This is a genomic window from Streptomyces sp. NPDC020742 (genome assembly GCF_040641675.1).
Classification (GTDB): Bacteria; Actinomycetota; Actinomycetes; order Streptomycetales; family Streptomycetaceae; genus Streptomyces.
In genome coordinates this window covers 782,106-806,218 of the sequence record NZ_JBFAEA010000001.1, presented here as the reverse complement: position 1 = coordinate 806,218, position 24,113 = coordinate 782,106, and the positions used below count along the sequence as shown (strand labels likewise).

Here is a 24,113-nt window from a genome sequence, read left to right as displayed (position 1 = left end):
GTACCGGGCCCCGCACTTGACCGCTTTCCGCCGCCGCCGACACCGCCGACCCGCCCACCTCGAAGATTAGTTGCATCTTGCACTCTTTAGGGCCCCTAACTTATTGTGTGTAGACGTCAACGACCTGGAAGGGGAGCTCCGCATGAGCGGCACGGAGAGCAGCGACCACGGCGGCAGCACCGACGATCCGTTCCAGGAGGGCGGCACCTCCCTGCTGCGCCAGCCGAAGGCCGTCTGGGCCACCGCCGGCGCCTCGGTGGTCGCCTTCATGGGCATCGGCCTGGTCGACCCGATCCTCCCCTCGATCGCCCGGGGCCTGTCCGCCACCGACAGCCAGGTCTCCCTCCTGTTCACCTCCTACTTCCTGATCACCGCGGTCGCGATGCTGCTCACCGGCTTCGTCTCCAGCCGCATCGGCGGCCGGAAGACACTGCTGGCCGGGCTGGCGCTGGTGGTGGTCTTCGCGGGGCTGTCCGGCAGCTCCGACTCGGTCGGTGAACTGGTCGGCTTCCGGGCCGGCTGGGGCCTGGGCAACGCCCTGTTCGTCTCCACGGCGCTGGCGGTCATCGTGGGGGCGGCGGCCGGCGGGTCCGCCGCGGCGATCCTGCTCTACGAGTCCGCGCTGGGGCTGGGGATGGCCTGCGGCCCGCTGCTCGGTGCGGTGCTGGGTGACATGAAGTGGCGCTACCCGTTCTTCGGCACCGCCGCGCTGATGGCCGTCGGCTTCCTCGCCATCACCGCCTTCCTCAAGGAGCAGCCCGGGCCGGCGCGCCGGACCGCGCTGCTCGACCCGGTCCGGGCGCTGGGCCACGGCGGACTGGCCTCCGTCGCCGTCTCCGCGTTCTTCTACAACTACGCGTTCTTCACGGTGCTGGCCTTCACCCCGTTCGTGCTGGACATGTCGCCCTACCGGTCCGGCGGGGTGTTCTTCGGCTGGGGTGTGCTGCTCGCGGTGTTCTCGGTGGTCCTGGCGCCCCGGCTCCAGCGCCGCTTCGGCTCGCTGACGGTGCTGGGCGGGTCGCTGCTGCTGCTCGCCGCCGACCTGCTCGTCCTGGGCTACGGCGACCACACCACCGCCGTCGTCTGCACGGTGCTCTCCGGAGCCTTCATCGGCCTGAACAACACCGTCTTCACCGAGCTGGCGCTGGGCGTCTCGCCCGCCCCGCGCCCGGTGGCCAGCGCCGGCTACAACTTCGTGCGGTGGTTCGCCGCGGCGGCGGCGCCGTTCCTCGCCCCGAAGGTCGCGGAGTGGGCCGGCTCCGCGGTTCCGTTCGCGATCGCGGCGCTGGCCGCGGTGGCTGGAGCCGGCATCGTGGCGGTACGGCGCCGGGCGCTGACGACCGGGGCGGCGGAGCCGGAGCCCGCGCACGCCGCCCAGGACGAGGTGTCGGCCTTCGCCAACTGAGCCCACCACAGGGCGGGTTCACCGGTCGGTGACGGACCGTCACCGACCGGGCGGGCCGGCTCAGTCCAGCGGTACGCCGGTGCGCAGCGGGTCGCGCAGGTCCGTGCCGTGCCGCAGCCAGCGCTCCTGGAGGGCCTCGGCGCCGTGCACCCGCTTCCAGGCCGCCTCGTTGGGCGTCATCGGCAGCAGCGGCAGGAACCGCACCGGCTCCCGGGGCTCGTCGAGCTCCAGGTCCTCCACCAGCCCGCCCGCCTCACCGACCAGGACGGAGGTGAAGGCCGCGCCGGGCCACAGCGGCTCGCCCACGTCCAGCGAGGCACCCGGCGCCACCACCACCCCTTCGACCTGGGGGGAGGCGGCCAGTACGGCGAGCGGCCGGAGCACCTTGTCGGTGTCGGCCCGCCCGCCCCGCACGGACAGCAGGAGTTCGGCGCGCGGGCCGCGCAGCGGATCCGCGAGGACCGCCGTGGGGTCGGCCATCGGCTGGGCGGACATCCCGAGCGTGGCGTAGCGGACCACACCGTCACCCACGAAGCGGAGCACCTCGATACGGTCGGTCCCGAGGAAGGTGACGGCGGCGCGCGCGTCCGGCTCGCCCAGGCTCATCCGCAGCCGGGCCTCGACCAGCTCAAGAACGTCAGACATGCCGCGAGCATACGGGCGGCCCCTCGGCCGGCGGTCACCCCGTCCGGGCCGGCTACCGAGCGCCAACCATTCGTATGGAACAGGCAAAGCGGCGTCCTGGCGCGTCGGGCGGCTGATAGCCTTGCCGTCTGGTCAGGGAATGACGTCGTCCCCCAACGGGGACCGGCCGGAGGAGGTGGGGCTGCGGTGGATCCGAGTCGACCGTGCAGTACCGATAGTTCTCCCGTCATCCCCCTCGCGCAGCACTTCTGAATCCGAGGCTTCCGTACCCCGCCACCAAGCGGTGAAACCACGGAATCCCCTTTGCGCCGGCGGAGATGACGGAAGAGCGCCTTCGACTCTTTGTTCCGTGTCTCTGCGAACTGCCGTCAGTGTTCCGCACCACGCTCCGCCCGCCCCGCCCGCCCCGGGCAGGGCCTTCCGGATGCACCGCCGAGGAAGCCGGTACGTCCCGTCCCGGGTGGCGTGGTGCCCGCGCCCACAGCTGACGGCCGGCCCGTGAAGGAGCCTGCCATGTCGATGATCCGCGACCTGCGCGCCGCCGTCCGCCCGTCCCGGCGGCGCGACGACGCCTCCTGCTACGAGAGCTCCGCTCCGGCGTGCGCCAACAGCGCCGTCGTTGACTGCGGTGTCTATCGGGAGGGCCGTCGGGTGAGCGACCACGTCACCCCGGCCGAGGCGATGGCCCGCGTCCGGGCCGACGGCGGCTTCGCCTGGATCGGTCTGCACGAGCCGACCGAGGCCGAATTCGCGGGTATCGCCAAGGAGTTCGGGCTGCACCCGCTCGCCGTGGAGGACGCGGTCCACGCCCACCAGCGGCCCAAGCTGGAGCGGTACGACGAGACCCTGTTCACCGTCTTCAAGACGGTGCACTACGTCGAGCACACCGAGCTGACCGCGACCAGCGAGGTCGTGGAGACCGGCGAGGTGATGTGCTTCACCGGCCGGGACTTCATCGTGACCGTGCGGCACGGCGGTCAGGGCTCGCTGCGCGCCCTGCGGCACCGGCTGCAAGACGACCCGGAGCTGCTGGGCAAGGGGCCGTCCGCGGTGCTGCACGCCATCGCCGACCAGGTCGTCGACGGCTACATGGCGGTGGCCAATGCGGTGCAGGACGACATCGACGAGGTGGAGATCGACGTCTTCAGCTCGGGCACCAACGGCAAGGGCAACGGCACCAAGGGCTCCGCGAAGGGCGGCGACGCCGGGCGGATCTACCAACTCAAGCGCGAGGTACTGGAGTTCAAGCGCGCGGTGTCGCCGCTGCTGCGGCCGATGCAGCTGCTGAGCGAGCGGCCGATGCGGCTGGTCGACTCCGACATCCAGAAGTACTTCCGGGACGTCGCCGACCACCTGGCGCGGGTCAACGAGCAGGTGCTGTCCTTCGACGACCTGCTCAACTCCATCCTCCAGGCGAACCTCTCGCAGGCGGCGGTCGCGCAGAACGAGGACATGCGCAAGATCACGGCCTGGGCGGCGATCTTCGCGGTGCCCACGATGATCGCCGGGATCTACGGCATGAACTTCACCTACATGCCGGAGCTGAAGTGGAAGTACGGCTACCCGGCGGTGCTGGTCGTCACGGTCGCGATCTGCTTCGGCATCCACCGCGGGTTCAAGCGCAACGGCTGGCTGTAGGGCACCGGGCGTCTCAGCGTCCGGGCGCCCCGGGCGGGCAGGGACGGGCCCGTTAGGCTGCACGGTATGACGGAGACCGTGTCACAGGCCCTGCAGGATCGGGCGCTCATCGAGGAGGCCACCAAGAAGTCCGGCCTCATCTGGGTGCGGGGCTCACAGGGCCCGGCCCGTGCGCTGTGGCACCTGTGGCACGAGGGCGCCGCCTGCCTCGTCGGCGACGGCGCCGAGCAGCCGCTGGCGGACCTCGGGCTGGCCGACGGCGCTACGGCGACGATCACCGTGCGCAGCAAGGACAAGGGCGGCCGGCTGGTCGCCTGGGAGGCCACGGTCGTCGAGCTGGCACCGGAGAGCGAGGCCTGGCGGGCCGCCGTCGAGGAGCTGAAGGGCAAGCGGCTCAACGCGCCGGACGCGGACACCCTCACCGAGCGCTGGGCCCGCGAGTGCCGGGTGCTGCGGCTGGTGCCGGCCGGTGCGGAGGCCGTCCAGCGCCCCGGCCGGATGCCGGAGGACTCCCACGCCGCCCCGCCGCTGGCCACCGCCGCGATCACCCGGCGGCCGGTGCCGGCCGCGCTGCCGAAGCTGCTGCGCCGGGGCCGCAAGGGCTGACCCCCGTCAGACCCGGCCGGGCGGTCAGCCCGTGCCGGAGATCCGGCTCCCGTAGTCCACGACCTGGTCCTTCGCCGGGGCCTTGAGGTCCACGCCGCGGCCCCACTCGGCGAGCGTGACCACCCCCGCCCCGCCGGCGCGCTTCATCCGCAGCGGGTAGGGCGTGCCCTCCAGCGAGACGTCCAGGGTGCCGCCGGAGCCGGCACCGGCGGTGAGCCGGACGGTGCGGGTGCCGTCGACGTCGCCGCGGTCGCCGACCGTGAGCTTGCCGTGCAGCCCCAGCAGGCTGGCGAGCAGGGTGTCCTTGTCGGTGAAGCCGCTGAAGCGCTTGTAGACCGGGTCGGCGGCGGGCACCTTGACGTACTTGCCGTCGAGCTTCTGCGCCGCAGACGGGCCGTTGCCGCCGGACCCGCCGCGCTTCTCCCCGGCCCAGAAGGCCGCGTCCGCCTTCAGATAGAGGTCGTCGCCGACCCGCAGCAGCTGGAAGGCGGCGGCCTTGGTGGTCAGCTCGCCCTTGGCACCGTTCTTCGCCAGGCTCATGTCGAGCCGGAAGGTACGGCCCTGGCTGACGACGTTGCCGGAGAGGTGCACCGTATCCGCGCGCTGGGCGGCGGCCTGCGCCTTGGCCTCGATCTTCGCCGGTGGCAGCTTCCCCACGCCGTTGGTGCCGGCGTCCGGGTCCTCGCTACCGCAAGCCCCCAGCGCCGCGGCCAGCGCCAGGCCGACCACCCCGGTGACCACGGCCCGTCCCGTACGGCGGCGTGCGGCCAGCGGTCGGGGGCGGGCCCCCGGGGGGAATGCGCTCACGTCGGCTCTGCCTCCTGATGCGGGTGACCTCGACAGCAGTACGGCAGCGTACCTGGGCCGACTCCTGCCGTCCGCGGGGTGCGGGGCCCTCACCCCAGGGCGGCCCCCGCCGCGGCGGTGGGGACCCGGGCGCGTTAGCCTGAACCAGGATTCATGCCTTATTTCTGACGGAACGGGAGAAAGGGCGGCGCTCTGCATGGCAGTGGTGACTCCCCGGGTCTTCGTCTCCCACCTCTCCGGCAGCGCCGTCTTCGACCCCAACGGCGACCCGGTCGGCCGGCTGCGGGACCTCGTCGCGCTGCTGCGGGTCGGCGCCCGCCCACCACGGCTGCTCGGCCTGGTCGTCGAGGTGATCAACCGGCGCCGGATGTTCGTCCCCATGACCCGGGTCACCGGAGTGGAGTCCGGCCAGATCGTGATCACCGGCGCGATCAACATGCGCCGCTTCGAACAGCGGACGTCGGAGACCCTGGTCCTCGGTGAGCTGCTCGACCGCCGGGTGCGGCTGGTGGAGACCGGTGAGGAGGTCACCGTCCTCGACATCGGCATCACCCAGCTGCCGGCCCGCCGCGACTGGGAGATCGACAAGGTCTTCGTGCGCAAGGGCAAGGGCGGGGCGCTGCGCCGCAAGGGCGAGGCGCTGACCGTGGAGTGGTCGGCGGTGACCGGCTTCTCGCTGGAGGAGCACGGGCAGGGCGCGGAGAGCCTGCTGGCCACCTTCGAACAGCTGCGCCCGGCCGACCTCGCCGGCGTCCTGCACCACCTCTCCCCCAAGCGGCGCGCGGAGGTCGCCGCGGCGCTCGACGACGACCGGCTCGCCGACGTCCTGGAGGAGCTGCCGGACGACGACCAGGTCGAGATCCTCGGCAAGCTCAAGGACGAACGGGCCGCCGACGTCCTGGAGGCGATGGACCCGGACGACGCCGCCGACCTGCTCTCGGAGCTGCCGGAGGAGGAGAAGGAGCGGCTGCTGGAGCTGATGCGGCCGGAGGAGGCCGCGGATGTGCGGCGGCTGATGTCGTACGAGGAGCGCACCGCGGGCGGGCTGATGACCACCGACCCGATCGTGCTGCGCCCGTCCGCGACCGTCGCGGACGCGCTGGCCCGGGTGCGCGACCCGGACCTTTCCCCCGCCCTCGCCGCCCAGGTCTACGTCTGCCGGCCGCCGGACGAGACGCCCACCGGCAAGTACCTGGGTCTGGTGCACTTCCAACGGCTGCTGCGCGACCCGCCGTTCACCCTCGTCAGCTCGATCGCCGACACCGACCTGCCGCCCCTGCCGCCGGACACCCCGCTGCCGGAGGTGACCAGCTACCTGGCCGCGTACAACATGGTGGCCGCGCCGGTCGTGGACGAGAGCGGCGCCCTGCTGGGCGCGGTCACCGTCGACGATGTGCTGGACCATCTGCTGCCCGAGGACTGGCGCGAGGTCGAGCTGCACGGCTCCGGCCCGGCCGGGCTGACCGGCACCGGGACCCCAGGGAAGACGGCCGATGGGCGCTGAGGAGCGGGAGAGCCGGGAGCGCGCCCGGGCCAACGGGGCCTCGGCGGTGCGGCGGGGCGGCACCGAGCGGAGTCGGGTGCGGCTGGACATGCCGCGCGCCCCGCGCCGGACGTTCCTGCCGGAGTACGACCCGGAGGCCTTCGGACGGCTCTCGGAGCGGATCGCCCGCTTCCTGGGGACCGGGCGCTTCATCGTCTGGATGACGGTCACCATCATCCTGTGGATCGCCTGGAACGTCACCGTCCCCGGCCAGCTGCGGTTCGACCAGTACCCGTTCATCTTCCTCACCCTGGCGCTGTCGCTGCAGGCCTCGTACGCGGCGCCGCTGATCCTGCTGGCGCAGAACCGCCAGGCCGACCGGGACCGGGTCACCCAGGAGCAGGACCGCAAGCAGAACGAGCGCTCCATCGCCGACACCGAGTACCTGACCCGGGAGATCGCGGCGCTGCGGCTGGGCCTGGGCGAAGTGGCCACCCGCGACTGGATCCGCGACGAGCTCCAGGACCTGCTGCGGGACATGGAGCTGCGGCAGATCATCGACGCGGAGAGTGACGAACGCGACCGCTGACGGCCTTTCCGGAGGCACGCTCCTGCGCCGTACCATCGGGGCATGGCTAACGACACTCCCCCAGACTCCGTCCGGGTGGTACCCCCCTCAGGCCCCGCGCCGAGCGAGGACGCGATCCGCGCCGCGCTCGCGACGGTGAACGACCCCGAGATCCACCGCCCCATCACCGAGCTGGGGATGGTCAAATCGGTGGACATCGCGGCGGACGGCACGGTGGCGGTCGTGGTCTACCTCACCGTCTCCGGCTGCCCCATGCGCGAGACGATCACCAACAGCGTGCGCGACGCGGTCGCCGGCGTCGAGGGTGTCACCGGCGTCACGGTCGAGCTGGAGGTGATGAGCGACGAGCAGCGCAAGGAGCTGGCGGCGTCGCTGCGCGGCGGCACCGCCGAGCGCGAGGTGCCGTTCGCCCAGCCCGGCTCGCTGACCCGGGTCTACGCGGTCGCCTCCGGCAAGGGCGGCGTCGGCAAGTCGTCGGTGACGGTCAACCTCGCCGCGGCGATGGCGGCCGACGGGCTGAAGGTCGGTGTCGTGGACGCCGACATCTACGGCCACTCGGTGCCCCGGATGCTCGGTGCCGACGGCCGGCCCACCCAGGTCGAGAACATGATCATGCCGCCGTCGGCGAACGGCGTGAAGGTCATCTCGATCGGCATGTTCACCCCGGGCAACGCCCCGGTCGTCTGGCGCGGCCCGATGCTGCACCGCGCCCTGCAGCAGTTCCTCGCCGACGTCTACTGGGGCGACCTGGACGTCCTGCTGTTGGACCTGCCCCCGGGCACCGGCGACATCGCGATCTCCGTCGCACAGCTGGTGCCGAACGCCGAGATCCTGGTCGTCACCACCCCGCAGCAGGCCGCCGCCGAGGTCGCCGAGCGGGCCGGCTCGATCGCGGTGCAGACCCACCAGAAGATCGTCGGCGTGGTCGAGAACATGTCCGGGCTGCCCTGCCCGCACTGCGACGAGATGGTCGACGTCTTCGGCACCGGCGGCGGCGAGCGGGTGGCCGAGGGCCTGACGAAGACGACCGGCACACAGGTGCCGGTGCTCGGCGCCATCCCGATCGACGTCCGCCTGCGCGAGGGCGGCGACGAGGGCAAGCCGGTGGTGCTCACCGACCCGGACTCCCCCGCCGGCGCGGCGATCCGCACGATCGCCGGCAAGCTCGGCGGCCGGCAGCGCGGCCTGTCCGGGATGTCGTTGGGGATCACCCCGCGCAACAAGTTCTGAGGTGGCGGGCCCGGACGCGCGAGCGCCCGAGGGGCTCGTACGGACCACCTGACGACGGCAGGGGGCGGGCCCGCGGGCCCGCCCCCTGCCGTTCGCACCGGCGCGCTCAGCCCTCGTACGCGGTCAGGTCCTTGATCACCGAGAAGCCCAGTCCGTACGCGCTCATCCCGCGGCCGTACGCCCCAATGTGCACCGCCTCGGGACCCTCGGGCGACGAGCCGGCGAGCACCCAGCCGTACTCCGACTCGCGGTAGGCGAACGAGGTCGGCACCCCGTCGACCGGCAGCATCAGCTCGCTCCAGCTCCCGCCGCCGAGGTCGTCGGCCAGCTCCCAGGCGAGCATCGTCTGCTGGTCCAGCCAGTCCTGGCGCAGCGTCCGGTCCATCTGGGTGGGCCAGGTGTGGGCGAGCAGCCCCGAGCCGGCGAGCCAGGCGGCGGTGGAGACCGAGGTGGCCTCCAGAACGCCGGTGCCGTCGGCGCTGCGCCGTACGGGGCGGCTGGCGACCGTCACCACGACCGCGAACCGCTCGTCCTGCGGGGACTCCACCTTGATGGTGGGCTCTTCGCCGTGCCCGGTGGCACCGTGCTCGACGGTGCCGCCCGCGGCTGCGCCGACCTGCATCAACCAGCGCGGACCGGTGAACGCCTCGTCGAGGCCGTACCACGGGAACGCGGCCAGCAGATAGCCGTCGGCCTTCCGGCCGACGGCGGCGGACGCCTGTTGATCCGCTGTCCGACTCGTCGTCTCCATCTGAGCGGAGCCTCCTTGTTGCCCTGCGTCGTGGGCGGCCCGCCCCCCTCAGGCGACCGAACCCCGGACACCCGGAGCATAGCTATAGGGGTCAACACAGCCCGGTCATACCGCAGTGTGTCAGGTGGCGTCGGCGTCGAACGGCGGACGCTCGCCCGGAGCCGGCGGCGCGGGCTTCTTGAGCAGGTCGGGCCCGGCGGAGCCGGCCGGGGACTCCTTGTACAGGCTGGGCCCGGAGCCGTTCGAGGGCGTGGCGGAGGCGGCGTCCTCGCGGCCGTTCACGGCGTCGGTGACCTCGGCCATCTCCTGCCGGATGTCGAAGCCGTTGCGGATCTCCGAGAGCTCCTTGAGGCCGTACTCGTCCTTCTCCAGGACGTGCTTGCGGACGAAGTTCTTGGGCTTGAGGTCCTCGAACTCGAAGTCCTTGAAGTCCGGCCCCAGCTCGCTGCGGATGTCCTCCTTGGCGCTGTCGGAGAACTCCCGGATCTTCCGGATGACGCCCATCACGTCCTGGATGACCTTGGGGAGCTTGTCCGGACCGAAGATGAGCACGGCAAGGACGATGATCGCTACCAGCTCTAGGGGTCCTATATCGAAGAACACCTTGCGGCTCCTTGGGTCATCAGCGGCCATCTGCGGCCATCGTCGGCCTAGGGGCCAGGCCGCCTATCACGGTACCTGGCCCCGTGTGTCGGACGGGAGTCACCCGTGCCAACACCGTGCAAACGATCAGTCCGCGGTGGAGGAACCCAGCTTGAGCCGGACGGACCGCTCCTTGCCGCCCCGGTGGACGGTCAGCAGCAGCGTGTCGCCCGGCCGGTGGCTGCGGACCTTCACGATCAGCTCCTCGCCGCTGTGCACCGCGGCGCCGTCCACCTGGGTGATCACATCGCCGGCCCGGATGCCGGCCCGGGCGGCCGGGCCGTCCGGGGAGACCGGCTGCCGGCCGGCCTTGCCGTGCGCGCTGACCCGCGCACCGTCGCCGGCGTACTCCATCTCCAGCGTGACGCCGATCACCGGGTGGGTCGCCTTGCCGGTGTTGATCAGCTCCTCGGCCACCCGCTTGGCCTGATTGATCGGGATGGCGAAGCCCAGCCCTATGCTGCCGCCCTGACCGCCGCTGTCCGAGCCGCCCGCGCTGTCGGCCGCGCGGATGGCGCTGTTGATGCCGATCACCCGGGCCCGGGCGTCCACCAGCGGGCCGCCGGAGTTGCCCGGGTTGATGGGCGCGTCGGTCTGCAGCGCGTCGACGTAGGACACATCGCTGCCGTCGCCCTTCGCACCGCCCGCGGTGATCGGGCGCTGCTTGGCGCTGATGATCCCGGAGGTGACGGTGTTGGCGAGGTCGAACGGTGCGCCGATCGCCACCACCGGATCGCCGACCTGCACCGAGTCGGAGTTGCCGAGCGGCAGCGGCCGCAGCCCCGTGACGCCCTCGACCTGGACCACGGCGAGGTCGTACCCGCCGTCCTGCCCGACGACCTTCGCCTTGGCGGTCTGCCCGCCGCTGAACGTCACCGATATCTCGCCGCCGGTCCCGGCCGGCTCCACGACGTGGTTGTTGGTGAGGATGTGGCCCTGCCGGTCGAGGACGAAGCCGGTGCCGGTGCCCTGCTCGGTGTTGCCCCGCACGTGCAGGGTGACCACGCCGGGGAGCGCGGCCCGGGCGATCCCGGCGACGCTGTCGGGACGGCGCCCGGAGCCGTCCCCGGCCTCCTGCGGCAGGTTGATGTCGTTGATCCCGCCGTACCGCTCGACATAGGCACCGACCCCGCCGCCGACCCCGCCCGCGAGCAGGGCGAGCGCCACCGCACCGGCGACCAGTTGGCCGCGGCGGATGCGCCGGCCGCCGTGCGGCACCGCCGGCGGCCCGCCCTGCAGGGGGGCGCTCCAGGGGTCGTACTGCTGCCAGGCGCCCGGGCCGGCCGGGCCGCTGCCGGGCGGGGCGGACGCGGGCGGGGCCGCGGCGGGGCGCGGACCGCCGTCGCCGGGGCGGGGCATGAAAGCGGTGTCCGCGCCCCCGGGAGCCGGCTGCGGAACCGCCTCGGACGGGGCGAGGGGGGCGACGGCACCGGCGGCGGCCTGCGCGGCGGCGGGCTCCGGGCCGTAGGGGGGCATCGGGCCGGCGGCGGGCGGAACCGGGGTGCCCTGGGCGGGGGTGCCCTGGGCAGGGGTGGCGCCGGACCAGCCCAGGGTGCTGCCGGGGCGGGGTTCGGGCCGCTGCACCGGCGGCGCCGGGGCCCAGGGGCCGGGCCCGCCGTACGGCGGGGTGCCGTAGGGGTCCTCCGGGTGGAGCGGGCGGGCGGGCGCGGCAGGGCCCGCCGGGCCGGACGCGACGGCGTCCTGCGGCTGCGGCGCGGCGCCGGCGGGCTCGGCTGCGCCGGCGGGCGCTGCGGCCGCAGGGGGTGCCTCGTCCCCCAGGTCGGCGGAGATCTGACCGAGCGTCACGGTGGCCGCTCCGGACCGCGCGGCGCCCGCCGTCTCCGGCGCGCCGTCGGCCGCGGGGGCCTTCTCCAGGCTGGGTCCGCCAGGTGCCGCTGCGGCCAACTCCCGCTCGGCACCTACCGGTCGGGCCTCGTCGACCGCCCCGGCGGGGGCGTCCTTCCCGGTGGGCTGCGCCGGCGGCGCGGCGGGAGTCCGCGGCTCCGGCGGACGCACGATCCAGTCGCCCGACTCGTCCGCAACGGGCCCGCCGGCCGGGCCGGAGGCCCCGGTGGGCGCGCCGTCCGCCGGGCCGTCGGCGGGCGGTGCCATCGGCGGGCCGGCGTCGGCGGACGGCCCGGTGCCCGGGGTACGTCCCGGGCGGCTCCACCACTTCAGCTTCGGCCCGGCGGCCTTACCGTCGTCCATGCTCTCCCCAGAATTCGCCCGCGCTCCCGCGGGCCACCGCCACCTCGCGGCGCACGCCCGCTCGCGGGGGCGCCGCCCGACAGCGATTCAACCAGTTCCGCGCGGGGCTGCGCAGGGGACGGTCAGGGTGGAGCGGCGCAGGGGGACGGTCAGCGCGGGGCGGGGGCGGGGCCCTGGGGACCCTGGGCGGCGGCGGAGCCGGTCAGCGGACGCTTCGGCTCCAAGGGGGGCAGCGGCGGGCCCTGCCGCAGCGGAACGCCGCCGGTCGCGGTCGCCACCGCCGGAGGCAGATGGCGGTACGCCGTTGCCGGGCCGGTCGCGACGATCAGCGGGGACAGCCCGAAGCGGCCGACCGGGGCCGCCGGCGGCGCGGTCCGGTCGGGCGCGACACCGGGACCGTAGAGGGCCATGGCGCTGGGCGCCGGGGCCGGCGTCAGACCGCCGGACGGGCGCTGTTCACCGGGGCGGGCGTGCCCGGCCGGGAGGTACTCCGCACCGCGAAGCAGCGCGGCGCCGTCCATCGCGGGGGTGTCGCTGAGCGGGGTGACCGCCGTGCCGCTGCCCTCACCGCGTCCGCCCGACGGGTCGACGGCCGCCTCCAGCGGGAGGGCACCGCCGAGCGCGAGGGCCGCGAGCGAGACCGCACCGGCCGCCGCGAAGGCGAAGCGGCGCCGCTGGGCGGGCCGCTCGGCGTCCTGCGGGCGGAAACCGCGCGCGCGGGGCGGGGTGCTGACACCGGCCGGGGCACGGCCGGCGTGACCGCCGGCCGGGGCATAGCGGAACGCGCCGCTGCCCCGGGCGAATTCGCCGGCGCCGAAGGTGCCGGAGCCGAGGCCACCGCCACCGAGCCGGCTGCCGGGGCCCTCGGGGTCGCCGCCGGGCAGCTGCTGCAGCCGCGCCAGCAGCCCGGCGGAGGGGCCGGGCGGCGCGGTCTCGGCGAACACGCTCTTCAGCCGGCGCTGGGCGTCGGCCTCTGCCTTGCACTTACCGCACGTCGCGAGGTGCGCGAGCACCCGCTCGCGCGCGTCATGCCCCAATTCGCCGTCGACCAGGGCCGCGAGGCGGTCGCCGAGATGCTGCTCGGCGGGGGACGGACCGCCACGGAGGCTCACGCGATTCCGACCTCCCCCGTGGGCACCACGGCCAGCGACCGTCGCTGCTCACGCTCCGCGCTGCGGGTCGCCGGGGCGCGGTGCTTGAGCGCCTTGCGCAGGTGCGAACGGCCGCGGTGGATCCGACTGCGGACGGTGCCGAGCTTCACGCCGAGCGTGGCGGCGATCTCCTCGTACGACAGGCCCTCGATGTCGCACAGCACCACGGCGGCGCGGAACTCGGGCGCGAGGGTGTCCAGGGCCTGCTGCACATCGGCGTCGAAGTGGGTGTCGTCGAAGTGCTGCTGCGGCGCGGGCTCACGGCTGGGGAGCTTCTCGGCCGCGTCGTCACCGAGCGCGTCGAAGCGGATACGCTGCCGGCGCCGGACCATGTCCAGGAAGAGGTTGGTGGTGATCCGGTGCAGCCAGCCCTCGAAGGTGCCGGGGGTGTACGTCGACAGCGACCGGAAGACGCGGACGAACACCTCCTGGGTGAGGTCCTCGGCGTCGTGCTGGTTGCCGGTGAGGCGGTAGGCGAGGCGGTAGACCCGTGCGCTGTGCGTGCTGACGATCTCCTCCCAAGTGGGCGGAGTCCACGCCTGCGTATCCGCGTCTGCGGCGAAGGTCGCGCTGGGTGCGGAGTCGGCGATGGGGGTCCCCCCGCTCGAACGAAGTCGAGAGTGGGGGAGGAAACGGTCAGCAGTGTTTGTCACGGATTTCGGCTCGGCGAACGACCTCTTCAGGCGCCTCAGCACCCCTCGGTCACCCGCCGCAGCCGCACCTCCCCTGGTGGCTCTGGTGGTGTCCAGTAGAGCCCCTACCATATCCACCTCGCCCGTTAGCTCCGGATAAGCAGTTTTGACCTGCATTTGGTCCTGCTTCTGATCGTGCTTCCCGTCTCGCGCGGTCTTCACCACTGCGTCCCCCCGTCACCCTCCCGTCGCCTTCTCACCTCACCCCTACTTAACGCCCGGTCCCATCTGCGGGTTCCCGCACGCAGCGGATACAGTCACGGTTGCGTCAACTACGGGGACAGGAGAGGGCCATTACCGGCAACCGGCAGACGAGCTTGGCATTCGCCGAGGCGTACGGCGCCGGGACCGTCGACACCGCCGCCGAGGCCGCCCTGGGCTGGTCCCGTGACCTCGCAGCGGAGGTCGGGATCCGCACGGTGACGAGCGGCACCGGCGCCGCCCTGGGCCTGCTCGCCGCCACCGCCGACGCCAAGGCCGTCGCCGAGATCGGCACCGGCACCGGGGTGTCGGGGATCTACCTCCTGAACGGCATGCGCCCCGACGGGGTGCTGACCACCGTGGACTGCGAGCCCGAGCGGCAGGCCTTCGCCAAGCAGGCGTTCCGCGCGGCGGGCTTCGCCGGCAACCGCGCCCGCTTCATCCCCGGCCGCGCGCTGGACGTCCTGCCGCGGCTCGCGGACGGCGGGTACGACCTGGTCTTCTGCGACGGCGACCTGATGGAGTGCCTGGAGTACCTCGCCGAAGCGCTGCGGCTGCTGCGCCCCGGGGGCCTGGTGTGCTTCGAGGGCGTCTTCGCGGACGGCCGTACGGTCGACTCGGCGGTGCAGCCCGCCGAGGTGCTGCGGCTGCGGGAGTTGCTGCGCACCATCCGGGAGAGCAGCACGCTGGTGCCGGCGCTGCTCCCGGTCGGCGACGGGTTGCTCTGCGCGGTCAAGCGCGGCTGAGCGCACCGACGCCCCTCCCGCTCGGCCCTTTGCGCCTCTGCCCGTCCCCGACACCCGGCACCACCCCCGGCGTCCGGCCCCCGGAAACCGGGGGATGCAAACGGCCCCGGCACGCGGCGCGCCATTGCTGCGCGCCGCGTGCCGGGGCCGTGGTGAGTCGGTGGGTCCCGGGGTTTCCCCCGGTGTCCGCCGGTCCGCCGCCCTCGTCAGACGACGACCTTCTCCAGTGCCTCGCCCAGGGCCTTGGCTTCGTCGGGGGTCAGCTCGACGACGAGCCGCCCGCCGCCTTCGAGCGGAACCCGCATGACGATGCCCCGCCCCTCCTTGGTCACCTCGAGCGGGCCGTCACCCGTCCGCGGCTTCATGGCCGCCATGCTCGTTCCCCTTCCTGAAACCAGCTCATCTCAGCCGACGGCCCGGATAGGCACGTGTCACCGGCATCGAACACATTGCTTCCAGGCCATTATCCCGCATCGAACGACCCGATGACCAACATCGGGGAGCATCCCTTCGGCAACGCGCTCCCGCAAACCCACCCAATTCGGGGAGCGGGCTGCGATACTCCTCCATCCGCGGACGTCCGGCGCAGTAACAATCTTTGACGTACGTCACATGCGGGCGGCCGTTGATCTCCGGCATCCTGAGCGCTGACTGCCGCTGCCGCGCAGTCCGAGCCGCGACGGAGGGGACTTTCCAACCATGGCCGACACCGTGCTCTATGACGTGACCGACGGACTCGCGACGATCACGCTCAACCGGCCGGACGCGATGAACGCGCTGAACATCGAGGCGAAGGTGCTGCTGCGGGACACCCTGCGGACGGCCGCCGCGGACCCGGCCGTGCGCGCGGTGCTGCTCACCGCCTCCGGACGGGCCTTCTGTGTGGGCCAGGACCTCAAGGAGCACATCGGTCTGCTGACCGAGGACCGGGCGACCGGCTCCGGCGGCACCATGAACACCGTGCGTGAGCACTACAACCCGATCGTGACGGCGCTGACCGAGATGCCCAAGCCGGTCGTCGCGGGCGTCAACGGGGTCGCCGCGGGCGCCGGCGCGGGCTTCGCACTGGCCGCCGACTACCGCGTGGTCGCCGACACCGCGTCCTTCAACACCTCCTTCGCCGGCGTCGCGCTGACCGCCGACTCCGGGGTGTCCTGGACCCTGCCCCGGCTGATCGGCCACGGCCGGGCCGCCGACCTGCTGCTCTTCCCGCGCAGCATCGGCGCCCAGGAGGCGTACGAGCTGGGCATCGCCAACAAGGTCGTCCCGGCCGACGAGCTGGCGGACACCGCGGCGGCGGTCGCCCGCAGGCTGGCGCAGGGGCCGACCGCCGCCTACGCCGCAATCAAGGAGTCGCTGGCCTACGGCGCCGGGCACTCGCTCGCCGAGACCCTCGGCAAGGAGGACGAGCTGCAGGGCCGCGCCGGGGCGTCGGAGGACCACCACATCGCGGTGCAGGCGTTCGTGAAGAAGGAGGAGCCGGTCTTCCTGGGCCGCTGAAAGCTGACCGGCCCATCCGCCACCCGGGCCCACCGGGCGGCGGGCGGGGCGGTCAGCGGACGAGGCGGTCAGCGGACGGGCCGGTCAACGGGCGGGCCGGTCAGCCGGCCGCCGCCTCCACCGCCTCCCGGACATGACAGTCCGCCAGATGGTCGTTGACCAGGCCGCACGCCTGCATCATCGCGTAGGCGGTGGTCGGGCCGACGAAGCGGAAGCCCCGCTTCTTGAGGTCCTTGGCGAGGGCGGTGGACTCCGGCGTCACCGGCGGCACCTCGGCGGAGGTGTGCGGCACCGGCCGGCCGGCCCGGTCGGGCGCGTAGGACCAGATCAGCGCGTCCAGCTCGCCGGGGGCCAGCCCGGCGGCGACCTGGGCGTTGCCGATCGTCGCGTCGATCTTGGCGCGGTTGCGGATGATGCCAGGGTCGGCGAGCAGCCGCTCGGCGTCGGCCGGGCCGAACCGCGCCACCTTCTCGATCCGGAACCCGGCGAAGGCGGCGCGGAAGCCCGGCCGGCGGCGCAGGATCGTGATCCAGGAGAGTCCCGACTGGAACGCCTCCAGGGTCATCCGCTCGAAGAGCGCGTCATCGCCGTGGACCGGACGCCCCCATTCGGTGTCGTGGTAGGCGCGGTAGTCGGCCATCTGCTCCGACTCCATCCCCCACGGACAGCGTGGAAGGCCGTCGGGTGTGGTCACCACGCTGCTCATGCCTCGTCCTCGCCTTCTGGGTGCCGGGGGGAGCCGGGTTCCTCAGGGGTCTGCCGGTCGTCGGCCGTCCCGGGCCGGGCGTCCGGTGCGCCGCCGTCCGCCGGCGGGCCGCCCTGTATCAGCCCGGCGCCGCCCATCGCCGTGGCATGGGCACCGGCCAGCGCCGCCTCCAGCTCGGCGATCCGCGAGTCCCGCTCGGCGAGTTCGGCGCCCAGCCGGTCCAGGACGTCGTCGACGTCGTTCATGCGGTAGCCGCGGACCGCCATCGGAATCCGGACCGCCTCCACATCGGCGCGCGCCAGCGGGCGGTCCCCGGGCAGCGGGTCGTACAGCCGGTCCGGCTCGGAATCCCGCAGCCCCCCGCCGTCACCACCACCGACGACCACGAGCGTGACCGCGGCCACCACCACGACCATCGCGATCAGCAAGAACCAGAACACGACCAACTCCCCGGACTGAGTGCCTGCTCCGATCGTGCCATGCGGGTGTGACAGTTAGGGTCGCTCCCGGACCACGGAGAGGGAGTCAGGGAATGCTGCGGCTGGGTAATCGCGAGTTCGGGGCGCACGAGCCAGTGATCATGGCGATCGTCAACCGGACCCCGGACTCGTTCTACGACCAGGGCGCGACCTTCCGCGACGAGCCCGCGCTGGCACGGGTGGAGCAGGCCGTGGCCGAGGGCGCCGCGATCATCGACATCGGCGGCGTCAAGGCCGGCCCCGGCGAGGAGGTCAGCGCCGAGGAGGAGGCCCGCCGCACGGTCGGCTTCGTCGCCGAGGTGCGCAAGCGCTTCCCCGACGTGGTGATCAGCGTCGACACCTGGCGGCACGAGGTCGGCGAGGCGGTCTGCGAGGCCGGCGCCGACCTGCTCAACGACGCCTGGGGCGGGGTCGACCCCCGCCTCGCCGAGGTCGCGGCGCGCCACGACGTGGGGCTGGTGTGCACGCACGCGGGCGGCGTCGAGCCGCGCACCCGCCCGCACCGGGTGGAGTACGACGACGTGATGGCCGACATCCTGCGGGTGACCGTCGGACTGGCCGAGCGGGCGGTGGAGTTGGGCGTGCGGCGGGACGCCGTGCTGATCGACCCGGGGCACGACTTCGGGAAGAACACCCGGCACAGCCTGGAGGCGACCCGCCGGCTGGGCGAGATGGCGCAGACCGGCTGGCCGGTGCTGGTCTCGCTGTCCAACAAGGACTTCGTCGGCGAGACCCTCGACCGGCCGGTCAAGGAGCGGCTGCTGGGCACCTTGGCGACCACCGCCGTCTCGGCCTGGCTGGGCGCCCAGGTCTACCGCGTCCACGAGGTCGCCGAGACCCGCCAGATCCTCGACATGGTGGCCTCCATCGCCGGCCACCGCCCCCCGGCGGTCGCCCGCCGGGGACTGGCCTGAGGCTCCGCGGCCCGGCGTCCGGGCTGTACGGCGGCCAGGTGGGTTGTCCCGGCACGTGCCTGCCGGGACAACCCACCTAGGGCGCTTCTTTCGGATCTTCGTGGGCTCGCGGGGTCCAAAAGAAAAGCCCTAGATCCCGACCTCCTTGGTCACCAGCGTGATCGCCTCGTCCACATCGTCGGTGAGGTGGAAGAGCTCCAGGTCGTGCATCGAGGCCTTGCCCTCGGCGATGACGGTGTCGCGCAGCCAGTCGACCAGCCCGCTCCAGTAGGCCGTGCCGAACAGCACGATCGGGAAGCGGGTGACCTTGCGGGTCTGGACGAGGGTGAGCGCCTCGAAGAGCTCGTCGAGGGTGCCGAGGCCGCCGGGGAGCACCACGAACCCGCGGGCGTACTTCACAAAGCAGGTCTTCCTGACGAAGAAGTACCGGAAGTCCACCCCGAGGTTCACATAGGGGTTCATGCCCTGCTCAAAGGGCAGCTCGATGCCCAGTCCCACGGAGACGCCGCCGGCCTCGTTGGCGCCCTTGTTGGCGGCCTCCATGGCCCCCGGGCCGCCCCCGGTGATCACCGCGAACCCGGCGTCGACCAGGGCCCGCCCGATCCGCACGCCGGCGTCGTACTCCTTCGCGTCGCGCGGGGTGCGGGCCGAGCCGAAGACGCTGACGGCCGGGCCCAGCTCGGCCAGCGCGCCGAAGCCCTCGACGAACTCCGACTGGATGCGCATCACCCGCCAGGGATCGGTGTGCACCCACTCGGAGGGGCCTTCGGAGTCCAGCAGCCGCTGGTCGGTGGTGCCGGCCTGCACCTGGTCCTTACGGCGCAGGACGGGGCCCAGCCGCTGCTCACCGGGGGCCGGTGCTCCCTCGGGACTGGCCATGACGTGCTCCCTCCGCTGGCAAATCGTGTGCCGTTTCAGCGTAGATCCGCCGACCTGACGCGCAGGGGAATTCGACAGGTCTGCGGGCGAACGGCGGCCCGTCCCGGCAGCGACGCCGCGCGCCCGGACGGTCGGATGGACGACCGGACCCGTTCAGGCGGTCAGCCAGGCGCGCAGCCGCTCCTCGCAGTGCAGGATGCGCTCGGCCTCGACCCGCTCGTCCTTCTTGTGCGCGAGCAGCGAGTAGCCGGGCCCGTAGTTGACCGCCGGGACGCCCAGGGCGCTGAAGCGGGAGACGTCGGTCCAGCCGAACTTGGGCATCGCGCTGCCACCGACGGCCTCCATGAAGGCCCGGGCCGCCGGGTGGGACAGCCCCGGCAGGGCGCCCGGTGAGTGGTCGTCGACGACGAACTCGTCGACCGGGCAGTCCGCGAAGACCTCCCGGACATGGGCGAGCGCGTCCTCGGGGGTGCGGTCGGGCGCGTAGCGGAAGTTGACGGTGACCGTGCAGGCGTCGGGGATGACGTTGTTGGCGACGCCGGCCTCGATGCGGACGGCGTTGAGGCCCTCGCGGTACTCCAGACCGTCGATCACCGGGCGGCGCGGTTCGTACGCGGCGAGCCTCGCCAGGATCGGGGCGGCGGCGTGGATCGCGTTGGCGCCCATCCAGCTGCGGGCGGAGTGCGCGCGCTCCCCGGTGGTGCGCAGCAGTACCCGCAGGGTGCCCTGACAGCCGCCCTCCACCTGGCCGTCGGAGGGCTCCAGGAGGACGGCGAAGTCACCGGCGAGCCAGTCGGGGTGCGCCTCGGCGACGTGGCCGAGGCCGTTGAGGTGCGCGGCGACCTCCTCGTTGTCGTAGAAGACGAAGGTCAGGTCGCGGTTGGGGGCCGGCACGGTGGCGGCCATCCGCAGCTGCACGGCGACACCGGACTTCATGTCGCAGGTGCCGCAGCCCCACAGGACGCCGTTCTCGTCGAGCCGGGACGGCACGTTGTCCGCGATCGGGACGGTGTCGAGGTGTCCGGCGAGCACCACCCGCTCGTCCCGGCCCAGGTGGGTGCGGGCCACGACGTTGTTGCCGTACCGGTCGACGGTCAGGTGCGGCAGGGCGCGCAGGGCCTGCTCGACGGCGTCGGCGAGCGCCTTCTCGTTGCCGCTCTCGGAGGGGATGTCGACCAGCTGCGCGGTGAGCGCCGCGGCGTCGAGCGACAGGTCGAGCGAGGGGCGGGATGCGGAGCGGTCCATGGGTCCGACCCTATCGGCAGCACTCCAGTACGGTGGCTCCGTGTCCGCGCAGCCCGTAGCCTCCATCCGCCGCAAGCGCCGTATGCGCATCGCCGCGGCCTTTGTCGTTCTTGTCGGACTCGCCTGCTATTTGGCAGTGCAATACATCACCGGGGGCCCTGGCGCACCGCAGTGCACGGTGCGCGCGGACGGCGACGAGAAGGCCTACGAGCTCTCCCCGGAGCAGGCCGCAAACGCCGCGACGATCTCGGCGGTGGCGTCCTCGCGTGGCCTGCCCGAGCGCGCGGTGACCATCGCGCTGGCGACCGCGATGCAGGAGTCGGGGCTGCGCAACATCGAATTCGGCGACCGGGACTCGGTCGGCCTCTTCCAGCAGCGCCCGTCCCAGGACTGGGGATCGATCAAGCAGATCATGGACCCGGTCTATGCGTCCGGGGAGTTCTACCGGCACCTGGCGGAGGTGCCCGGCTACTCCCGGCTGCCGCTGACCGTGGCCGCGCAGAAGGTGCAGCGCAGCGGCTACCCCCAGGCGTACGCCAAGCACGAGGCCCGGGCGGCACTGCTGACCGGGGCGCTGACCGGCCGCGACGGCGCGGCGCTGACCTGCAACGAGAGCCGTCCGGCGGACAGCCGGCCGGGGGGCGCGGCGAAGGTGCGGGCGCAGCTGGTGCGGGAGTTCGGCCCGGAGGTACTGCCGCGGACCGGCGGCACCGCGGGGCGCGGCGCGAGCGGGGAGCGGCAGCTGACGGTGCCGGTGCGGCAGAGCGGGCCGTCGGCCGCGGCGGATGTGCCGCGGCGCGGCTGGGAGTTGGCGACCTGGGCGGTGGCACACTCCGGCGAGCTGCACATCGAACAGATCTCTTACGCCGGCCGGACGTGGTCCGCGGCCGATTCGGGGCAGGGCTGGCAGCGCCGCACGGAGGGGCCGGCGGCGGCCGGCCGGGACGCCGTGGTCATCGTCGCGCAGTAGTGTGCGCCGTCCCCCGATAGGGGCACCGGGCCGACCTGTGGCACCAATTCCTTTCGGCGGTAGGGGAATTGGGACGAAGCGGTGCGGACGCCCCGTCAATTGCCTTGCGTACAGGGCACTGTGACGTTTCCGCAGCGGGCCGGGGCGCGCCCATATTGCCCGCCTTTCGCCCCGCCCGATTATGTGATGCGTTACCAACTCTTTACCGGAGTTCACCGCAACCTTCGGAGCCCTGGAGCGGTAGTCAGTGCGTCCGCCCGGCGGACATGGCACATCTGTCAGAAGAACGAGTCCTTCTCCGTAAAAGGAGCACCATGTCCCTCCCCGTTACGCGTCGGATCGCCCGAGCCGCCCTGCTCGTCGCAGCGGGCGCCGCTCCCGTGGTCGCCGCGGCAGGTTCCGCCAGCGCCGCGGAACTGCCCGTCAAGGCGCCCGACCTGGGCGGGCTGACCGCGCCCCTGGACTCCCAGAACACCAGCAAGACCCTCGACCGCACCGCGCAGCAGGGCGTCGGCCTGATCAACGAGGCCGGCGGCAAGGCGGCGACCAAGCTCGCTCCGGCGCTGGTCGAGACCGCCGGGCCGGTCGTCAAGAAGGCCATGCCGCTGACCCGGGGCGCCGTCGACCGGGCCGAGGGCGTGGCCCGGCCGGTCGCCAAGCACGGCATCTCGGCCAGCTCGCCCCTCGACGCGGTCACCGGCCTGGTCGGAGCGCCCCAGGGCCCGCTCGGCCAGGTCCCCGGCGGCCTGCTCGGCGGCCTGCCGCTCGGCGGCCGCTGACGGCCGACCGGCGCGTACGGCGCGGGGCCCGGGGAGGATCGCCTCCCCGGGCCCCGCGCCGCGTGTCCGCCGTGCTCACTCCGCCAGGCGGCGTACCGCGGCCGCCACCCGCTCGTCGGTGGCGGTGAAGGCGATCCGCACGAAGCGCTCCCCCGCCGGGCCGTAGAACTCCCCCGGGGCGACGAGGATGCCGCGCTCGGCGAGCGCGGCGACGGTGTCCCAGCAGGGCTCGTCGCGGGTCGCCCACAGGTACAGCGACGCCTCGCTGTGCTCGATCCGGAAGCCCGCCCCCTCGAAGGCGGCGCGCAGCGCGGTACGTCGGCGGGCGTAGCGCTCGCGCTGCTCGGCGACGTGGGCGGTGTCGCCCAGTGCGGCCACCGTGGCGGCCTGGACGGGGGCGCCGATCATCATGCCGCCGTGCTTGCGGATCTGCAGCAGCTCGCCGAGCACCGCGGCGTCGCCGACCAGGAACGCCGAGCGGTAGCCGGCCAGGTTGGAGCGCTTGGACAGCGAGTGCACGGCCACGATCCCGTCCAGGGAGCCGCCGCAGACGTCCGGGTGCAGCACCGAGACCGGGTCGGCCTCCCAGCCCAGCTCCAGGTAGCACTCGTCGCTGAAGAGCAGCACGCCGTGCTCCCGCGCCCAGGCGACGGTGCGGCGCAGCTCGTCGGCGCCGAGCACCCGGCCGGTGGGGTTGGAGGGCGAGTTCAGCCAGAGCAGCTTCAGGCCGCTGGGGTCCAGCTCCCACGGCTCGTCGTAGACCACCGGCTCCGCGCCGGCCAGGCGGGCGCCGACCTCGTACGTCGGGTAAGCCAGCCGCGGGTAGCCGACCCGGTCGCCGGGGCCGAGGCCCAGCTGGGTCGGCAGCCAGGCCACCAGCTCCTTGGAGCCGACGACTGGCAGCACATTGGTGTGCGCCAGCCCCTGGGCGCCCAGACGGCTCCCGGCCCAGCCGGTGAGCGCGTCCCGCAGCGCGGCCGTGCCCCACACCGTCGGATAGCCGGGGCTGTCGGCCGCCGCGGTCAGCGCCTGCTGCACCACTGCGGGGACCGGGTCGACCGGCGTGCCCACGGAGAGGTCGACGATGCCGTCCGCGTGCGCCGCGGCGGTCGCCTTGTACGGCTCCAGCCGGTCCCAGGGGAAAGCCGGAAGCCGGTCGCGAAGCGACGCGCGGGGGGTGGTGACGGGCTGGGGGGTGGAGGCTGCGCCCACGGTGCTCTCTTTCTCGGTGGTGCCGGGACGGCGCCGGCGGAAAAACGCCGCGGTCCCGTACGGCGGGGCCGTACGGGACCGGGCGGTGTCGGTGCCGTACGGCGTGTGCCGTACGGGACCCGGGCGGCGCCGTGCGACCGCTTGCGACATCGGAGCCGGGGGGAGCAGGCGGGCTCCCCCGCGGCCGCCGGGTCGTTACTGGTTCTGCGGCGGCAGCTGCGCGATGAACGCGTGGTCGCGCTCGATCAGGCCGAGCTTGCTGGCGCCACCAGGCGAGCCCAGCTCGTCGAAGAACTCCACATTGGCCTTGTAGTAGTCCTTCCACTCCTCCGGGGTGTCGTCCTCGTAGAAGATCGCCTCCACCGGGCAGACCGGCTCACAGGCACCACAGTCGACGCATTCGTCCGGGTGGATGTACAAGGACCGCTGGCCCTCGTAGATGCAGTCGACCGGGCACTCCTCGATGCACGCCTTGTCCTTGACGTCGACACAAGGCTGCGCGATGACGTAGGTCACGCTGTCGTTCCTCCTCGGTAGGGCTGGCGGACCGATTGGCAGTTCCGCCGCAGGGCGCGCGGGAGCGCGGCGTCGTCGATGCCCGCCACCTAGTATCTCCGTTCCCGGGCACGAGACGA

25 protein-coding genes are annotated in these 24,113 nt (G+C 73.2%); 11 read left to right on the top strand and 14 right to left on the bottom strand.

All coding sequences use genetic code 11. The annotated features are described in order from the left end of the window. The first annotated feature begins 142 nt into the window (after positions 1 to 142). Positions 143 to 1,405: an MFS transporter gene (locus AB0G84_RS03500; protein ID WP_361314800.1), complete on the top strand. Its 1,263-nt coding sequence runs from the start codon at positions 143 to 145 to the stop codon at positions 1,403 to 1,405. 60 nt (positions 1,406 to 1,465) lie between these two features. On the opposite strand, the gene AB0G84_RS03495 is transcribed toward AB0G84_RS03500, so the two are convergent. Next, positions 1,466 to 2,050, bottom strand: coding sequence for a suppressor of fused domain protein (locus AB0G84_RS03495; RefSeq protein WP_361314798.1), 585 nt, complete (start codon positions 2,048 to 2,050; stop codon positions 1,466 to 1,468). Positions 2,051 to 2,563: 513 nt separating this feature from the next. On the opposite strand from AB0G84_RS03495, the gene AB0G84_RS03490 reads away from it, so the two are divergent. Next, entirely contained in the window at positions 2,564 to 3,688 is a 1,125-nt protein-coding gene (locus AB0G84_RS03490) for a magnesium and cobalt transport protein CorA (RefSeq protein WP_361314795.1), read from the top strand. Positions 3,689 to 3,754: 66 nt separating this feature from the next. Beyond that, the gene (locus AB0G84_RS03485) at positions 3,755 to 4,294 is read left to right on the top strand and encodes a hypothetical protein (RefSeq protein WP_361314792.1); all 540 of its coding nucleotides are present in this window, start codon (positions 3,755 to 3,757) and stop codon (positions 4,292 to 4,294) included. A gap of 24 nt (positions 4,295 to 4,318) precedes the next feature. Here the strand turns inward: AB0G84_RS03485 and AB0G84_RS03480 are convergent, their stop codons facing one another. Beyond that, positions 4,319 to 5,023 (bottom strand): hypothetical protein, encoded by a 705-nt coding sequence (locus AB0G84_RS03480; RefSeq protein ID WP_361315131.1) that lies wholly within the window; start codon positions 5,021 to 5,023, stop codon positions 4,319 to 4,321. 274 nt (positions 5,024 to 5,297) lie between these two features. Between AB0G84_RS03480 and AB0G84_RS03475 the strand changes: the two genes are divergently transcribed. The 3 genes from AB0G84_RS03475 to AB0G84_RS03465 are packed head-to-tail and all read left to right on the top strand — an operon-like array spanning position 5,298 to position 8,403. Continuing rightward, positions 5,298 to 6,605, top strand: a complete 1,308-nt coding sequence (locus tag AB0G84_RS03475; protein ID WP_361314789.1) for a CBS domain-containing protein — start codon at positions 5,298 to 5,300, stop codon at positions 6,603 to 6,605. Then, positions 6,595 to 7,173, top strand: a complete 579-nt coding sequence (locus tag AB0G84_RS03470) for a DUF1003 domain-containing protein (protein WP_361314786.1) — start codon at positions 6,595 to 6,597, stop codon at positions 7,171 to 7,173. Before AB0G84_RS03475 ends, AB0G84_RS03470 begins: the two co-directional genes overlap by 11 nt. 42 nt (positions 7,174 to 7,215) lie before the next feature. Beyond that, positions 7,216 to 8,403: an Mrp/NBP35 family ATP-binding protein gene (locus AB0G84_RS03465; protein WP_361314783.1), complete on the top strand. Its 1,188-nt coding sequence runs from the start codon at positions 7,216 to 7,218 to the stop codon at positions 8,401 to 8,403. Between the two features lie 106 nt (positions 8,404 to 8,509). On the opposite strand, the gene AB0G84_RS03460 is transcribed toward AB0G84_RS03465, so the two are convergent. The 5 genes from AB0G84_RS03460 to sigE all read right to left on the bottom strand — a co-directional run bounded on the left by AB0G84_RS03460 (position 8,510) and on the right by sigE (position 13,919). Further along, a complete protein-coding gene (locus tag AB0G84_RS03460; RefSeq protein WP_361314781.1) occupies positions 8,510 to 9,154 on the bottom strand; it encodes a hypothetical protein in 645 nt (214 codons plus the stop codon). 120 nt (positions 9,155 to 9,274) lie between these two features. Beyond that, positions 9,275 to 9,757, bottom strand: coding sequence for a sec-independent translocase (locus AB0G84_RS03455; RefSeq protein ID WP_361314778.1), 483 nt, complete (start codon positions 9,755 to 9,757; stop codon positions 9,275 to 9,277). Between the two features lie 126 nt (positions 9,758 to 9,883). Next, on the bottom strand, positions 9,884 to 12,004 hold the full coding sequence (locus tag AB0G84_RS03450) for a trypsin-like peptidase domain-containing protein (protein ID WP_361314775.1): 2,121 nt from the start codon (positions 12,002 to 12,004) through the stop codon (positions 9,884 to 9,886). A 149-nt stretch (positions 12,005 to 12,153) separates the two neighbouring features. Next, positions 12,154 to 13,116 (bottom strand): zf-HC2 domain-containing protein, encoded by a 963-nt coding sequence (locus tag AB0G84_RS03445; RefSeq protein ID WP_361314773.1) that lies wholly within the window; start codon positions 13,114 to 13,116, stop codon positions 12,154 to 12,156. Continuing rightward, positions 13,113 to 13,919: an RNA polymerase sigma factor SigE gene (gene sigE / locus AB0G84_RS03440; protein WP_361314770.1), complete on the bottom strand. Its 807-nt coding sequence runs from the start codon at positions 13,917 to 13,919 to the stop codon at positions 13,113 to 13,115. Before sigE ends, AB0G84_RS03445 begins: the two co-directional genes overlap by 4 nt. 191 nt (positions 13,920 to 14,110) lie before the next feature. Here sigE and AB0G84_RS03435 point away from each other — a divergent pair, with 191 nt between their 5' ends. Continuing rightward, on the top strand, positions 14,111 to 14,794 hold the full coding sequence (locus AB0G84_RS03435; RefSeq protein WP_361314767.1) for an O-methyltransferase: 684 nt from the start codon (positions 14,111 to 14,113) through the stop codon (positions 14,792 to 14,794). 206 nt (positions 14,795 to 15,000) lie between these two features. Here AB0G84_RS03435 and AB0G84_RS03430 read toward each other — a convergent pair whose 3' ends face one another. Continuing rightward, on the bottom strand, positions 15,001 to 15,168 hold the full coding sequence (locus AB0G84_RS03430) for a DUF3117 domain-containing protein (protein ID WP_126915881.1): 168 nt from the start codon (positions 15,166 to 15,168) through the stop codon (positions 15,001 to 15,003). A 325-nt stretch (positions 15,169 to 15,493) separates the two neighbouring features. Here AB0G84_RS03430 and AB0G84_RS03425 point away from each other — a divergent pair, with 325 nt between their 5' ends. Beyond that, on the top strand, positions 15,494 to 16,294 hold the full coding sequence (locus tag AB0G84_RS03425; RefSeq protein WP_361314764.1) for an enoyl-CoA hydratase-related protein: 801 nt from the start codon (positions 15,494 to 15,496) through the stop codon (positions 16,292 to 16,294). A gap of 100 nt (positions 16,295 to 16,394) precedes the next feature. Here AB0G84_RS03425 and AB0G84_RS03420 read toward each other — a convergent pair whose 3' ends face one another. Further along, entirely contained in the window at positions 16,395 to 17,000 is a 606-nt protein-coding gene (locus AB0G84_RS03420) for a DNA-3-methyladenine glycosylase I (protein ID WP_361314762.1), read from the bottom strand. Further along, positions 16,997 to 17,440: a DivIVA domain-containing protein gene (locus AB0G84_RS03415; protein WP_361314760.1), complete on the bottom strand. Its 444-nt coding sequence runs from the start codon at positions 17,438 to 17,440 to the stop codon at positions 16,997 to 16,999. The genes AB0G84_RS03420 and AB0G84_RS03415 overlap by 4 nt, the downstream gene beginning before the upstream one ends. Before the next feature lie 92 nt (positions 17,441 to 17,532). Here AB0G84_RS03415 and folP point away from each other — a divergent pair, with 92 nt between their 5' ends. Next, positions 17,533 to 18,393 (top strand): dihydropteroate synthase, encoded by an 861-nt coding sequence (folP, locus tag AB0G84_RS03410; protein ID WP_361314757.1) that lies wholly within the window; start codon positions 17,533 to 17,535, stop codon positions 18,391 to 18,393. Positions 18,394 to 18,522: 129 nt separating this feature from the next. Here the strand turns inward: folP and AB0G84_RS03405 are convergent, their stop codons facing one another. Together AB0G84_RS03405 and dapE are read right to left on the bottom strand one after the other, a co-directional pair. Beyond that, on the bottom strand, positions 18,523 to 19,272 hold the full coding sequence (locus tag AB0G84_RS03405) for a TIGR00730 family Rossman fold protein (protein WP_361314754.1): 750 nt from the start codon (positions 19,270 to 19,272) through the stop codon (positions 18,523 to 18,525). Positions 19,273 to 19,425: 153 nt separating this feature from the next. Next, positions 19,426 to 20,517 carry a succinyl-diaminopimelate desuccinylase gene (gene dapE, locus AB0G84_RS03400; RefSeq protein WP_361314751.1) on the bottom strand — a complete coding sequence of 364 codons (1,092 nt, stop codon included), beginning with the start codon at positions 20,515 to 20,517 and terminating at the stop codon, positions 19,426 to 19,428. Between the two features lie 40 nt (positions 20,518 to 20,557). On the opposite strand from dapE, the gene AB0G84_RS03395 reads away from it, so the two are divergent. Both AB0G84_RS03395 and AB0G84_RS03390 read left to right on the top strand, forming a co-directional pair. Next, positions 20,558 to 21,487 carry a heavy metal transporter gene (locus AB0G84_RS03395; RefSeq protein ID WP_361314749.1) on the top strand — a complete coding sequence of 310 codons (930 nt, stop codon included), beginning with the start codon at positions 20,558 to 20,560 and terminating at the stop codon, positions 21,485 to 21,487. Positions 21,488 to 21,801: 314 nt separating this feature from the next. Next, a complete protein-coding gene (locus AB0G84_RS03390; RefSeq protein WP_361314747.1) occupies positions 21,802 to 22,266 on the top strand; it encodes an ATP-binding protein in 465 nt (154 codons plus the stop codon). A 75-nt stretch (positions 22,267 to 22,341) separates the two neighbouring features. Here the strand turns inward: AB0G84_RS03390 and dapC are convergent, their stop codons facing one another. Together dapC and fdxA are read right to left on the bottom strand one after the other, a co-directional pair. Further along, a complete protein-coding gene (gene dapC / locus AB0G84_RS03385) occupies positions 22,342 to 23,478 on the bottom strand; it encodes a succinyldiaminopimelate transaminase (RefSeq protein ID WP_361314744.1) in 1,137 nt (378 codons plus the stop codon). A gap of 195 nt (positions 23,479 to 23,673) precedes the next feature. Beyond that, positions 23,674 to 23,994: a ferredoxin gene (gene fdxA / locus AB0G84_RS03380; RefSeq protein WP_361314742.1), complete on the bottom strand. Its 321-nt coding sequence runs from the start codon at positions 23,992 to 23,994 to the stop codon at positions 23,674 to 23,676. Positions 23,995 to 24,113 lie beyond the last annotated feature (119 nt).